Annotated in this window: 12 protein-coding genes and 2 pseudogenes; 8 read left to right on the top strand and 6 right to left on the bottom strand. The window is 64.4% G+C overall.

Going from position 1 to position 14088, the window contains the following annotated elements; genetic code table 11:
• The 3 genes and pseudogenes from ACESNG_RS17590 to ACESNG_RS17580 form a co-directional block, all read left to right on the top strand.
• Positions 1–191, top strand: a pseudogene (locus tag ACESNG_RS17590) (polyketide cyclase); the annotation flags it as partial.
• A 25-nt stretch (positions 192–216) separates the two neighbouring features.
• Positions 217–834, top strand: a complete 618-nt coding sequence (locus tag ACESNG_RS17585; protein WP_373070054.1) for a hypothetical protein — start codon at positions 217–219, stop codon at positions 832–834.
• A complete protein-coding gene (locus tag ACESNG_RS17580; RefSeq protein WP_373070052.1) occupies positions 831–2216 on the top strand; it encodes an NAD(P)/FAD-dependent oxidoreductase in 1386 nt (461 codons plus the stop codon). Before ACESNG_RS17585 ends, ACESNG_RS17580 begins: the two co-directional genes overlap by 4 nt.
• 13 nt (positions 2217–2229) lie before the next feature.
• Here the strand turns inward: ACESNG_RS17580 and ACESNG_RS17575 are convergent, their stop codons facing one another.
• Positions 2230–3930, bottom strand: coding sequence for an alpha/beta hydrolase-fold protein (locus tag ACESNG_RS17575; RefSeq protein WP_373064126.1), 1701 nt, complete (start codon positions 3928–3930; stop codon positions 2230–2232).
• Between the two features lie 5 nt (positions 3931–3935).
• A complete protein-coding gene (locus ACESNG_RS17570) occupies positions 3936–4487 on the bottom strand; it encodes a DUF4440 domain-containing protein (protein ID WP_373064124.1) in 552 nt (183 codons plus the stop codon).
• 349 nt (positions 4488–4836) lie between these two features.
• Here ACESNG_RS17570 and ACESNG_RS17565 point away from each other — a divergent pair, with 349 nt between their 5' ends.
• The 4 genes from ACESNG_RS17565 to ACESNG_RS17550 all read left to right on the top strand — a co-directional run bounded on the left by ACESNG_RS17565 (position 4837) and on the right by ACESNG_RS17550 (position 9384).
• Positions 4837–5568 carry a hypothetical protein gene (locus tag ACESNG_RS17565; RefSeq protein ID WP_373064122.1) on the top strand — a complete coding sequence of 244 codons (732 nt, stop codon included), beginning with the start codon at positions 4837–4839 and terminating at the stop codon, positions 5566–5568.
• Between the two features lie 270 nt (positions 5569–5838).
• Complete coding sequence (locus ACESNG_RS17560; protein WP_373064120.1) at positions 5839–6363, top strand: RsmD family RNA methyltransferase; 525 nt, start codon at positions 5839–5841, stop codon at positions 6361–6363.
• Between the two features lie 31 nt (positions 6364–6394).
• Positions 6395–8551: a penicillin acylase family protein gene (locus tag ACESNG_RS17555; protein WP_373070050.1), complete on the top strand. Its 2157-nt coding sequence runs from the start codon at positions 6395–6397 to the stop codon at positions 8549–8551.
• Positions 8548–9384 (top strand): Fumble domain-containing protein, encoded by an 837-nt coding sequence (locus ACESNG_RS17550; protein WP_373064116.1) that lies wholly within the window; start codon positions 8548–8550, stop codon positions 9382–9384. The genes ACESNG_RS17555 and ACESNG_RS17550 overlap by 4 nt, the downstream gene beginning before the upstream one ends.
• A gap of 26 nt (positions 9385–9410) precedes the next feature.
• On the opposite strand, the gene ACESNG_RS17545 is transcribed toward ACESNG_RS17550, so the two are convergent.
• Positions 9411–9812: a surface-adhesin E family protein gene (locus ACESNG_RS17545; RefSeq protein WP_373070048.1), complete on the bottom strand. Its 402-nt coding sequence runs from the start codon at positions 9810–9812 to the stop codon at positions 9411–9413.
• A complete protein-coding gene (locus tag ACESNG_RS17540) occupies positions 9809–11377 on the bottom strand; it encodes a sodium-dependent transporter (protein ID WP_373064112.1) in 1569 nt (522 codons plus the stop codon). Before ACESNG_RS17540 ends, ACESNG_RS17545 begins: the two co-directional genes overlap by 4 nt.
• A 194-nt stretch (positions 11378–11571) precedes the next feature.
• On the opposite strand from ACESNG_RS17540, the gene ACESNG_RS17535 reads away from it, so the two are divergent.
• Positions 11572–13059 (top strand): tetratricopeptide repeat protein, encoded by a 1488-nt coding sequence (locus ACESNG_RS17535; protein ID WP_373070046.1) that lies wholly within the window; start codon positions 11572–11574, stop codon positions 13057–13059.
• A 135-nt stretch (positions 13060–13194) separates the two neighbouring features.
• Here ACESNG_RS17535 and ACESNG_RS17530 read toward each other — a convergent pair whose 3' ends face one another.
• On the bottom strand, positions 13195–13464 hold the full coding sequence (locus ACESNG_RS17530) for a hypothetical protein (RefSeq protein ID WP_373064108.1): 270 nt from the start codon (positions 13462–13464) through the stop codon (positions 13195–13197).
• Positions 13465–13817: 353 nt separating this feature from the next.
• Positions 13818–14088, bottom strand: a pseudogene (locus ACESNG_RS17525) (hypothetical protein); the annotation flags it as partial.

The raw sequence follows: 14088 nt of genomic DNA, 5'->3' as shown, positions 1-14088 counted from the left end.
TCGAAGGGCACAACGTCGTCGAGTTCAATCTCGAGTCGGCAAACGGTGGCACGCGCGTCACGTGGGCGATGCGGGGCGCGAATTCCTTTCTCTCCAAGATCGTTGGGGTGTTCATGAACATGGACACCCTGATCGGCAAAGACTTCGAAGATGGGCTGGCGTCGCTCAAGACGCAGGTGGAGACGAAATGATGTCGGTCGTTGGGCGCCACTGCTCGTGAGTGTGGCGACTGAACCGTTGTGGAGGTCCGAGAGCTACAGCCGATGGCACGACGCACTCGCCGGTTACGACGCGGCGATTGCCGCGGTACCGTCGGGACGATTGCGCGGTCACAACACGTGGTACCGCTCCGAGCTGCCGGCGCTGATCGCTTCGCGCGCACCGGGCTACGTGCTGCACGAGGAAATGGTGCGCATCACCGAGTGGAAGATGGCGCGTGGCGTATGGCGTGCGCCGAATCTCGTGCTGGTGCGCAGCAACGCGCCTGACGATGTGATCAACGCGAGCCGATCGGCGGGGGAGCAGCTGCCGCACCCGACCAAACCGATCACGGCGCTGGTCGCGCTCAAGGGTGTCGGTGCCGCCACGGCGTCCGCGCTGCTCGCCGTGATGGCGCCGGCGATCTACCCGTTCTTCGACGAGGATGTGGCGGCGCAAGTGCCGCAGCTCGGACCGGTGGCGTGGACCAACGGTTACTACGCCAAGTACGCCGTGGCACTGCGTGAGCGATCGGCGCAACTCTCGGCTACGTTGATGCGCGAGTTCACGCCGGTGATGGTAGAGCGCGCGCTGTGGGCCACGCGGCGGTCCGCGAAGAAGGACGCGCTCGCATGACGACAGCGGATGTCGTGATTTGCGGCGCGGGTATTGCCGGCATCGCTGTCGCGCACGCGCTGGCGGTGACGCACGGTGTGCGCAATGTCTTGCTTGTCGACGCGCGCGCTCCTCTAACTCTCACCAGCGACAAGAGCACCGAAGCGTATCGCAATTGGTGGCCCGGCCCCGACGATGCCATGGTGCAGCTCATCAATCGCAGCATCGATCTGCTGGAACAGTGGTCCGACGCCAGCGATGACCGCTTTGGGCTCAATCGACGCGGTTATCTTTACGCGACGCGTGATGAGACCACGGCCGAGCGATTCGTGGCCGATGCCGCGCGGGCAAGTGCGCAGGGAGCCGGTTCGGTGCGTACGTATCGCTCCGTGACTGAGGCGGCGGCGTATGAGCGCAGTCCGCATCGCGGCTTTCGCGGTGTGCCCGACGGTGCTGATCTGTTTCTCGATCGCGACGCGATTCGACGGCATTTCCCGTGGATGCACACTGACATCGTCGCGGTGTTGCACGCGCGCCGATGTGGATGGTTCAGCGGCCAGCAGCTTGGCATGTATCTGCTGGAGGAAGCGAAGGCCGCTGGCGTGCAGCTCGTGAGCGGCCACGTATTGCGCGTACTACAGCCGTCGGGTGTCGTGGAGGGCGTGGAGATCGCGCATCCCGATGGCACGTCGGTGCGTATCGTGACGCCGGTGTTCGTGAATGCAGCCGGCCCGTATGCGGCGCAAGTCGGCGAACTGGCCGGTGCCGTGCTGCCGCTCTTTTCGGAAGCGCACTACAAGATTGCGATGGAGGATACCGCCGGCGTGATCGATCGCGACACCGGTCTCGTGATTCTCGACGATGCGCAGCAGCTCGAGTGGAGCGACGAGGAGCGCGATGAACTCGCCACCGATGATGCGACGCGATGGCTCACCGAGCCGATGCCGGCGGGCATCCATCTGCGCCCTGAGGGCTACGGCGCGAGTCGCACGGTGTTGATGCTGTGGGACTACCACAGCGCGCACCACTTCAGCGTACCGGAGTTCCCGATGCCGGACGACGCGCTGTATCCGGAGCTGGTGCTGCGCGGCATGACGTCACTCGCGCCCGGCCTCGCTGCGTATCTCGACCGCTTGCCGCCGGCGTATGTGGATGGTGGCTACTACACCAAGACCGCCGAGAACCGGCCGCTGGTGGGCCCCAGCGGCGTGCGTGGCGCATACGTGTGCGCCGCGTTCTCCGGTTTCGGTCTCATGGCCGCGCCGGCGTGCGCCGAACTGCTCGCCGCCCAAATCGTCGGTGCGGCGCGACCAGACTACGAACACGCGTTTCTGCCCACGCGATACGACGACCCCGCGTATGTCGCGCTGTTGGCGAATTGGGGCAGTACGGGGCAGCTGTAACGTTGGTATTCCGTTACGGTCGTGGCGCGTTGCGCTTCACCTGCGCGTCCATGATGCGCAGCAACTCCTGATTGCTCCACGGCTGCCACCCGTGCGGCTTGAGGGGACGTCCGTAGTCGAATTTGCCGGCGTAGTACGGTCCTTTGCCCGGCTCCTTGGTGCTCTCGAGAAACGTTTCGAAGCGATACACGCCGAGATTGAGGAAGTAGTTGTCCATGTCACCCACGGCCACGTGCAGCTTGCCCACCAAGCGCGGGCCGATGGTGGACCAGTTACGCTCCACGTAGTCGCGCAGGTCGTAGCCGTTGGCCCGCATGGCCTCGGCCACGCTCTTGTCGATCACACCGGTGCGCTTGTCCCAGAGTGGTTTCGGATAGCCATCGGCCCCTACCGGCGCCCACGCGGCCTGCCAACCGTCCCACTGACCGCCCGAACGTCCCTTGGTGGCAATCACCAGTTCGGCGGTGCTTTCTTCGCGCACGGTGAGCTCGGTGATGCCTTCCGGTGAGCGACTCGATGGTACTTCGCGCGGCAGCCACGAGCGTTCGTTCATCCTGAAGGCATTGGCGTCGGCGTACACGTTGCCGAACTGATAGTTGCGGAAGTCGAGCTGGTCGGGATACAGCGACCACGCGCCGCCGAACACGTCGGGGTAGTGCACCTGTAGTGCCAGCACATCCCAGCCACCGGTCGATCCCCCGGTGAGCGTGCGCGCATATGACGACGGGATGGTGCGATAGCGCTTGTCGACTTCCGGAATCAGTTCCTGCGTGATTGCGTCGCCGTACGGGCCGTTGTTGGCGGAGTTCAGCACGTAGCTGTCGTCGTAGAACGGTGTCGGATGCTGAATGAACACGGCGATGAACTCGGGCACCGTTCCGGCGGTCCACGCCTGCTGGAATTCACAGCCGGGTTCGCGGGCGCTGCGCACGAGACGGGCGGCCTTCGCCTGCGCGGTCTCCGGCGTTTCGCATCCCTCGAACGTGAAACCGAACGGTGCGCGCTCGCTGAAGTGCCCCACCGTGTACACCACGGGATAGCGCTTCGTGCTGTTCTGCTCGTAGCCCTTGGGCAGCAGCACCACGGCACCGAGCGGCATGTCGTGATTCCAGAAGGCGCTCACCTTCTTCGAGGTCATCTTGAAACGCTTCACCCACGGCGAATCGGCCAGCGTCTCGACGGGTGGCAGCACTTTGGTGAGCGACAGCGAGATGGTGGGATTCACGGCCGGGTCGATGCGCAGCTTCTGTACAGCGCTGACGAGTGCACCCGGGGCATTGTTGAAGCGCTGGCCTTCCCACGAGTCCATGTGCGCCCAGATCGTGTGACCATCGGCGCGCGCGAACTTGGTGTACGGCAGGATCATGCCCTGCACGAAATAGTCGCCGGCGGGCAGGTCTTTCAGTGAGGCCACGGGAAAGCCGAGCGTGGTCGCATCGATGGTCGCGACATCACCGGGACGTAGCGCGTCGACCTCGACGCCGAAGAACGGTTCGCTGCTGCCGTTGGAGCCTGCTTGTTGACGGGGCTCGCGGCGATCGGTGCGCGTGATGAACACGAAGGCGCGACCGGTGATCGGACCGGAGGCGACCGACGCGTCGAAGCGAAGTTGCACCGTTTGCGCGGCCGCGGGCGCGGCAGCGGGCGCGGCAAGTGAAGCGAGGCTGACCGCGAGCAGTGCGGCGCGACGGGAACAGCGGGAGGCCGTGATCATGAGGATCAGTGCTGATGCAAAGGTGGGGTCGACGTGACGGGGACCTCAGACGCGAGTCCCGGCGCCGTGGATTCGGGTGTGTCCGAGAGATGCTCCTGCACGATGCGCCAGCGGCCGTTCTCACGACGCCAGAGCATGGTCCATGCGCCACTCACGGTATGCGGCGCGCCCTGTGGCGTGGTGTGCGGAATGCCGTACACGAGCGTGAGGACGGCGGCGTCGCGCGTGATCACGTCCACGTAGGTGGAGCCAAGCACGAAGCGCGGGTTCTGCATGTTCCGACCCACGCGTTGCCAGAATCCGGCGATCTCACTGGCGAGCGTATCGCGAGCGGTGGTGACCCGTCCGGCGACCGCAGAAATGATGCGACCGCTGTCGGGATAGAGGCTGAGCAACCGCGCGGCAGGGTCGGGCTTCGAGAAGTCGTAGGCGTTGGTGACGAGGGCGCTCAGGGAATCGGCAATGGCGCGCCGATCGTTGGGCGACACCCGAAGCGGGTCGGTGCAGGCAGTTGTCGCCGACAGCGTCACGACGGCGACGACACGAGCGGCGAGCAAGCGGTGTAAGGGAGGGCGCATCGGTGGCCTGGAGTACGGGGGCCCGATCGGAACAGGGGGACGGCTCACCGTGAGGATAACGAGCGAGGCCGCCCGCCGCGCTGGGTGCCCTGCGCCGAGTGGATTCACGGCTGAGCTCGTTGAATGCTGCCAGTGTTCACGTTCTCTCCTGGAGGACACTGGTTGTCACCGTGAGGGGACGGTTCATCGCACGGGACGGAACGGTTCCCTCTGAGCGCGCGCAGGCTCTGGCTGGCGCGGTCATTGCTTTACATATTCACATGAGGGGTCACTCGGCAGGGGCCGAGTGCATGCCCGACGGCCATGGCCCGGCGGCCAGGAGGAGCGCATGCGGAAGACTATCAAGACGGCGGCGGTCGTGTCAGGGATGGCCGCGGTATTCGCGCTGGGTGGCTGTGGCGGAGAGCGCGACCCTTCGGCGATGACGGCCGACCTCGAGCGCGACCTCCAACTGGCCACGGCGGCCGAAGGCCCGCGCACGGCGGTGGTATCGGCGCTGGAAGGTGGACCCATGGGCGCACCGAGTGGCGATCAGCGCGGTCGGCGCGACGCGGTGGCTATCCCGCGCCGTACGGCGCGACCGACTCCGAGCGCACCCACCACGGAGACGGTGGCCTCGGCATCGGTGAACGAAGCGCCGGCGGCGGCTACGGTCACGACGGAGCAGGTGGAGCCCACACCCTCCCCGCGCCCGGAACCGGGCGTAATACAGGGGCCGCCCGACCTTTCGACGGAAGCCGTTTCCACTGCGGGCCCGTCGGCGCGTGGTGATGACAACGACGGTCGAGATCGTGGCACCAGTGGCGGGCACGTCGGCGAGGGAGAGAACGGCCGCCGGGGCGGGGGATGGGGCGGCATCATCGGCGTGGTGATCCGCGGAGGCGGGGCCGGCGAAGACCGTTGCGAGGAGCACGACCGCCGCCGCAACGGCGGGCGTAATGGCGGCCGCATTGGCGCCCGCGTAGGCGGAACCGGCGACATAATCGGCAGCGTGATCGGCGACGCGATCGAACGAGGGCGCGCACCTGTAGGGACGCCGCAGAGATGGCCGCGGTATTAGTCAGGGGCAAACGGCGCCAGGAATGAGGGGCGCTGGGAATGAGGGGCGCCAGGAGTAAACGGCGCTAGGATATAGACCGCGAAACAGCAGACGGCGCCAACGCGCTTCTCGCCGTTTCGCGGTTTCTTCTTGGCGCCATTTATTCCTGGCGCCCCTCATTCCCAGCGCCGTTGATTCCTAGCGCCGTTCGCTGTTCCTTTCCCCCGCGCCTCCTCGAGCACTTCGTTCCGATCGCATGCGCAATTTCCCCGAGTAGTTCAGAAGACCGTTATGCGCATTGTGGCCGGCAAGTTCGCGGGACGACATCTCACTTCACCCAATGATTTTCGAGTGCGCCCCACTGGGGAGACGGTGCGCGTCGCCCTCATGCGACTGTTGCGCAACGATCTCGAAGGGGCGCGCATCATCGACCTGTTCGCCGGCACCGGCGCGCTCGGACTTGAAGCGCTGTCGCGCGGCGGCAAGTATGTCGACTTCGTCGAGTTCCGTCCTTCGAGTCTGCACGCGCTGAAGGCCAACATCGCCTTGCTTGGCGTTCGTGAGAAGACGCGCATCTACAAGAAAGACGCACTGCCGTTCGCGGGCCAGTTGCCGTCGGGCAAATTCGACATCGCCTTCGCCGATCCTCCATACGAGTCGAAGATGCTGGACCGGCTCATCGAGAGCTGGCATCGGCAGAAGTTTTCCACGATCCTTGCGATCGAGCATGCGCGCGTGCACGTGCTCCCCACTATCGTGAAGCCGCAGCACACGCAGATCTTCGATGACAGTGCTATTTCGGTGTACCGCCTGTAGTTCTCACCTGTAAACATCCGTAGGTCCTTCCATGCGCACCATGCTCCGTTCCGTCATCGCGGCGACCCTGCTGCTCGCGCCGGTTGTCTCGTCGGCGCAGCCCTCCCCGTGGAAGCAGCAGGCCGACCGCGTCACGATCATGCGCGATCAGTGGGGCATCGCCCACGTGTACGGCAAGACCGACGCCGATGCCGTGTTCGGCATGGTGTACGCGCAGGCCGAAGACGACTTCAATCGCGTGGAGACCAACTACATCACCGCGATGGGACGCACGTCGGAAGTGGAGGGCGAAGGTGCGCTCTGGCGCGATTTGCGCATGAAGCTCTTCATCGACACGCTCGACATGAAGGCGAAGTACGCCGAGAGCCCGGCGTGGCTCAAGGCGCTGATGAACAGCTTCGCCGATGGGCTCAATTACTATCTGGCGACGCACCCCCAAGTAAAGCCGAAGTTGCTCACGAAGTTCGAGCCATGGATGGCGCTCACGTTTACCGAAGGCAGCATCGGCGGCGACATCGCCGGCGTAAACACCGTGGGCATCGAGCGGTTCTACGCGCCGCGCATGGGGATGTCGCCAACGGCGCCGCCGCGCGAAGCGCGCGACACGGAGTTCGAGCCGCGCGAGCCTACCGGATCGAACGGCTTCGCGATTGCGCCGAAGAACACGGCCAACGGTCACGCGCTGCTGTTGATCAATCCGCACACCGACCACTACTTCCGTCCCGAAATTCACGTGAACAGCGAGGAAGGGCTGAAAGCCTACGGCGCGGTCACGTGGGGACAGTTCTTCATCTATCAAGGCTTCAACGACAAGAACGGTTGGATGCACACCACCGGTGGCGGGGATGTGGCCGACGAGTATCAGCTCACGGTCGCCGAGCGCGACGGCAAGGTGTACTACGAGTACGCCGGTGGTGAGCGCGAAATGAAGGCCAAGCGCATCGTGCTGCCGTACAAGACGGCGGCGGGCATACAGCGCAAGACAGTCACGGCGTACTTCAGCCATCAGGGGCCGATCATCCGCAACGACAACGGCAAGTGGGTGGCCGTGCGTCTCATGCAGGAGCCGATCAAGGCGCTGATGCAGTCGTTCGGCCGCACAAAAACCAGCGACTTCGCGAGTTACAAGCAGGTGATGGAACTGCGCACGAACTCGTCGAACAACACCGTGTACGCCGATGCGGCCGGGACGATCGCGTTCGTGAACGGTGACTTCATTCCGAAGCGCAATCCGCAGTACGACTACACGCGCCCGGTCGATGGCGGCACGCCGGACACCGAGTGGCAGGGACTGCACGCGATCGAAGAAACCATCATGGTCACGAATCCGGCGACGGGCTGGTTGATGAACACCAACAACTGGCCGTTCACCGCGGCCGGTCCGAACAGCCCGAAGATCGGCGACTATCCGAAGTACATGTCGCAGTATCAGGACGAGAACGCCCGTGGTGTGCACGCGATCCGCATGCTGAGCGGCCGCACCGACTTCACCGTCGACAAGCTCATCGCCGCCGCGTACGACAGCTATCTGCCGGCGTTCGAGCAGAGCATTCCGCCGCTCGTGGGCGCGTGGGATGCGCTGCCCGGCGCCGATACGCTGCGCCTCAAGCTGGCCGACCAGATCGCGGTATTGCGCGGTTGGGACTATCGCTTCGGTGTCACATCGGTCGCGATGTCGCTGGCCAACGCGTATGGTGACGAACTCGCGCGGGTCACTCGCGGCAATCGTGCTGCGGCGCGTGACAACGCGGTGATGCTCGGTGCCCTCGTGCGCAGCGTCGACAAGCTGACGAGCGACTTCGGTACGTGGAAGACACCATGGGGCGAGATAAATCGCTTCCAGCGTCTCGATGGCCGTATTTCGGCGGTGTACGACGATGCGAAGCCCAGCATCCCGGTGCCGTTCGCATCGTCGAACTGGGGTTCGCTGGCGGCGTTCTCGCAGAACGGCGTGCACAGCACGAAGCGCATCTACGGCAACCGTGGCAATAGCTTTGTCGCGGCCGTCGAATTCGGGCCGCGTATCGTAGCCAAGACGTCGCTCGCGGGCGGTGTGAGCGGCGACCCGGCGTCTCCGTACTTCATGAATCAGGCCGAGGACTACGCGAAGGGGCAATTCAAGACGGTCAATTACTACCGCGACGACGTGGAGAAGAACGCGAAGCGCACGTACCACCCGGGTCAGTGAGCCCCTCTGCGGCGATCGACTTCGGCGCCAGTAACACCGACGTCGTGGTGCGCGACGGCCACGTCACGCGCCATTGGACACTACCCAGCGAAGGGCAGCCTGATGAAGCGCGCGTGCGACGCGTGCTCGACGCGGGCGGTGTCTCGCCGCACGATTTCGCGTGGATCGCGGTGACCGGCGGCAATCGCGCGCTGTTGCCGCAGACCATCGACGATCGTGTGTTGCATCGGGTGGATGAAGTGCGGGCGATCGGACGCGGCGGACTCGCGCTGGCCGATCTCGAGTCGGCGCTCGTGACCAGCGCCGGGTCGGGGACCGCGTGCGTGGCTGCGACCCTGAACGACGCGCACCATGTGACCGGGACCGGTGTCGGTGGTGGCACACTGGTCGGACTCGGCCGACTGCTGCTGGACACCGTGGATCCGCGCGAGATCGACGCGCTGGCGCAGCGCGGTTCGGACACGACGCACAATCTCACGATTGCCGAAGTGCTGGGCGGTGCCATTGGCAGCCTGCCGCCGGAAACGACGGCCGTGAACTTCGGACGCGTGGCTCGTCATCCGGTGAGCGCGTCGCGCGAAGACACGGCGGCGGCCCTGGTGAACATGGTGGGGCAGGTGATCGCTGTGATTGCGATCAATGCGGCCCGTGCGCAGCCGCTGCCGCACGTGGTGATCGTGGGCCATTTAACGGATCTCAAAAGCATCCGTCGCGTGTTCGGACTCGTGGCCAAGTTCTACGGCGCCACCATTCTCACCCCCGAAGCGGGTGGCTCGGCCACCGCCATGGGGGCGTTGCTCACCACCGAGCGCGTGCTCCGAACGGGCGCGTAAGCCACTCCCGTTCGCCGTCGCATGGCCTATCTCGACTGACAGAGATGGTCGAGCGCCGCCTTCGGCATGGATCCAGGGAGCGGCGTGGCGTATCCGGGAATCCCGACTTCCTTGTGCTGCGCCACTTTCGTGCCCTTGGCGTTGCTGTAGTACCAGTTCTCCTTCACGGCGACCTCCTGCTTGCGGCAATTCAGCATGAGTATCGTGCGAGAGCTGTACCAGTTTCCGCCCGGCACCTTGGTGGGCTTGTGAAACTGCACGCGCAGCGCGGCGGTGATGATCCCCCCGTTGCGCGTCACTGATTTCGGCTCGAGCAAGACCGTGCCACCCTTGATCAGGCCGATCGGCTTCGACGACTGCGCGCTGAGTGAGGTCGCGCCGGCTACAGCGACGAGTACGAGGCTTGTGGCCCAACGAATGTGCGTCATGGAATGCTCGGAGGCATACGGCCCGCGTCCATCTCCGCCGTCTCCGACGGAGCGATCTTCGCGAGCCGATCGTTGAACAGAAACAGCAGGACCAACACGATAGTCCACTGCATCAGGATGGTTCCGATGTTCTCGATGCCGAACGGATCGAGTGCCCCTTCGCCACGCACCTGCCACATCCACCAGCCCATCAGCGCGATGGCCTCGAACGGGACGAGGAAACGGATCACGAAGTCCCACCATGCACCCACGCGAATGTTCGAATACTGATGATTGATTTGTTCGGCGCGGAACCTGGCCGGACCCATGCGAATGACCGCAATGGCGAAGAAGAGTCCGGAGAGCATGAGGCCGACGCCCCACACCCAATCCTGGTTGTGCAACACGTCGAGTGAGAAGGCCGACGGAAGCCCAAGCACGAGTCCGAACGCGCCCACCACCCACACCGCGCGCGCACGCGTCCAGCCCATGTCGAGCAGCACGCGCGTGCCGAGTTCCACCATCGAGATGAGCGAGGTGAAGGCGGCGAAGAAGAGCGCGAGGAAGAAGAACGTCATGAACAGGCCGCCGGCCGGCAGCGTGGAGAAGAGCTTGGGAATCCAGATGAACGTCACACCTTCGTTGCCGGCACCGAAGATCGTGTTCTGCACCAGATCGGCATTCAACGGTGCACCAGAGGTAACGGCTTTTGCGAGATCGGGGAAGTCGGCCAATGCCTGCGGATTGCTGGCGATCGATGCGACCAGCTGCGGCACGACGGTGAACACCGTGCAGAACACCATCATGCCGGCGCAGAGCGACACGAGATTGTTCGTTGCGGGGAGCAAGAATGCGTTGAGCGCCGTGTCTTCATTCGGCCGCATGTACGCTGCATACGTGAGCACCAGCCCCCAGCCCGCGCCGGTGTCCCATGCATTCTGCGTGAGCGCCTGCAGCCAGATGTTGGCATTGCCCAGCTTCTCCCAGTCTACGCCGTAGAAGTAGTCGAGCCCCGCACTGGCGCCCGGCAGCATGAGGGCGCGACCGGTGAGCAGCAGGATGATGCCGATCAGGATCGGCATGAGGATCGTAGTGGTGCGTTCGATCCCCTTCACGCCCTTGGCCACGATGAAGGTGGCGCCCACAATCGAGATCACGTGCGGCAGCACCGGCGCCGTCGTGGTCGAGAACGTGCGCCAGAAGCTCACGGAGTTGTCGCCGGTCACCTCGCCCAGTCCGGCGGCGATCGCATAGCGCAGCGTCCACCCACAGATCACCGAGTAATAGGCCATGATGGCGACGGCCACGAAGGCGATGAAGCCACCCATCCATGCCGACTTCTTGCCCACCGTGCGCACGAAGGCGCCGATGGGTCCGAGGCGCGTCATGCGCCCCATGCCGAACTCCACGAGGATAAGCGGGATCGACCAGGCGAAGAGGCAGACGACCCAGGCCACGAGGAACTCGCCGCCGCCGTTGGTGGCGGCGATACGGGGGAAACGCCAGATGTTGCCGGTGCCGACGGCCATGCTGAGCATGGCCAGCATCATGGCCCATCGGGACGAGAAGCCTTGCGACTGACTCACGAACGCTCCGGAAAATGTGGTAGTGGCGGCCGGGCGGGGTGGCCGCACTACGGTACGGGGCGAAACTACTGCGAGGAACGCCGTGGACCTAGGGGTACATGACGGATCACACGGTCAGGCCAGCTTTGCGTGGTGCGTCATGATGGTCGGCGCTAACTGCAGGTATCCTCCTCACCGAGCCGCCGAATGTACTGATGTCAGCCGTTGAATCTTCAGCTCGCGGGCGTATGCGGCGGATCGCGCTCGCACTCGGCGCGGTGGGCTTCGTGCTCGCTGTGCTATTCTGGTGGCGCGGTCGCGGACCAGCGTCGTCGAGTATCAGCACTCCAGCGGCCGCCGACACCGCGTCGGTAGCGGTACTCCCGTTTACCGAACTCAGTCAAGACAAGAGCACCGGTTACTTCGGCGACGGGATCGCCGAGACGCTGATCAGCGCGCTGGCCAACGTGCCGGGGCTCAACGTGACGGCGCGTACGTCGGCCTTTTCGTTTCGCGGCAAGAGCACAGACGTGCGCGAGATCGGACGGCCGCTTGGTGTGGCCACCGTGCTCGAGGGGACGGTGCAGCGCGCGGGAGACAAACTTCGTATCACGGCGCCGTTGGTGAAGACCGCGACCGGCGTGAATGTCTGGTCGCAGACCTTCGATCGGAGCGCGGACGACATCTTCGCCGTGCAGGACGAAGTGGCGCGAGCCGTGGTGATGGCGCTCAAGGGACGGCTGCTCGCTGCGCAGGCCCCCGCGCGTGCGGCGGCGCAGACGCGAGATCCCGTGACCTACGATCTGTACCTGCAAGGCCGCTTCTACTTCGGTAAGCGCGGCCAGGCAAACCTCGAGAAGGCCATCGATTGCTTCAAGCAGGCGATCGCTCGCGACTCGCGGTACGCGTCCGCCTGGTCGGGGCTGGGCGACGCGTATCCGGTGCTACCGAATTACGCGCCGACGGCCGACGCCACGAAAACGGACCGCGAGGCGCGGGAAGCCGCCGCGCGGGCCGTACGATTGGACCCGAATCTCGGCGAGGCGCAGGCAACACTCGGCGGCGTCTCGACGCAGGCTTGGCAATGGGCGGGCGCCGACAGCGCACTCCGACGCGCCATTGCCTTGCGTCCTGGGTATTCGACGGCGTATTCGTGGTACGGCGAATTACGTATCGCGGTTGGACGGTTCGACGAGGGACTCGTCATGGCGCAGCGGGGGGTCGCGCCCGACCGATTGTCGCCCATCGCGCTCAACACCGTTGGCCTGGCGTACCAGGCGCACGGACAGATCGATGAAGCGTATCGCTGGTTCGAGAAGGCGCTGGCCCTCGATCCGGATTTCGTACCCTCGCATCTCAACGCCATGGCGATCGATTTAGATCGTGTAGACTCGAGTGGGTTCTTCAACCACTTCCCAGACAAGTCGATGACGGACGGCCTCCGAAAACTCTGGCAGGCGGGCGGTCGTGACGCCGTGCGGCGCGCTTTCATCGAGAACAGAACGATTCCGCCCACGTTCCGCGCGTACCAACGGGCGGCGCTCGGAGACCTCGACGGTGCCTTCCGCGAACTGGACACCGCCATTGCCACGCGCGACCGGTTGATCTCGTGGCTGTATCCGAACTTTGTCGGTCCGATCCGCAAGGATCCGCGATTCGCGGCGGTGGCGAAGCGCGCGGGATTGCCGGCGTTGGCGCGCTGATAAAGCTCGATCTCCGGGAACAGGATCGGCTGCCATGCGGCGGCCGGCTTGCCTTGTCGGTTGACTGTCGCATCGAGCTGTACAGCTAAAATGTTGTCCGTAGCTGTATGCGGCGCTGCATTGTACAGATTCCGTTCACGCGGAGCCTGTAAGGCGAAATCCCGTGTCCCTGTCGGTCGCGCGCCCGTTATCCGGAAGCGCAAGAATATTCACATCGATCGAGACAAGCTTGACGCCGCGAGGACGGCGCTCGGGGCGCTGACCGAAACCGCCACGATCGACGCGGCCCTCGATTTCGTCGTGTTTCGGACCAACGTCTTCAGCGCCCTCGAGCGCGTTGCCGTCGACGGAGGGTTTGCGCCCGCGCGGCGGCTGGTGGAACGATAATTGTTGGGCGCGCTTCAACGGTGATTACCGCCCCTGGCGGTATCCGACCGGGTTCGATCATCGCCGATCGCTTCATCGTGGAAGATCTTTTCGGCGCTCTACACAATGCTTCCCGAGGATAGCGGCGGCTCGACTGGTTCGCTGGCAGAGATTCGAAGAACAGATCACACAGGTCAAAAGAGGAAAAGAGAAAAGGAGGCTCAGTTTCTCGTTTGCTCTTTTGCTCCTTGCCTCTGTGTGATCCGTTCAGCCCACTGTCACTGCGTACTTGTCTCACCTTTGAAATCCTCGTGTGAGTCTGTCCGCAAGAAAATGGCGGGCAACTAGTATCCCCAAGGGCTCCAGCGGAACGAAACGCGATATTGAGAACGCTACGGGGCCTGCGGCGAAAGCACGAAAGTGCTTCCGGGCGGCACGAGCGCCTTGGTGGTCCACTTCACGTCACGCGCATTCTGCATGGTGACTGCGTCGAGAACGGTATACCGCGCGTCGACCGTCGCCCAGATCTCGTCATTGCGCTCCTTGCCATGCATCGAGATCAGCACGATGCCGTCCGGTCGCAGGAAGCGCTCATAGCGCTGCAGTCCCGCTGCGGTGTCGTGCAGGTAGTAGATGCTTTCGTTGAAGACGACCACGTCGAAC

Origin of the sequence: Gemmatimonas sp. (genome assembly GCF_041689975.1) — a bacterium.
In the GTDB taxonomy this organism is placed as follows: Bacteria; Gemmatimonadota; Gemmatimonadetes; order Gemmatimonadales; family Gemmatimonadaceae; genus Gemmatimonas.
This window is presented reverse-complemented; position numbering and strand designations above follow the sequence as displayed.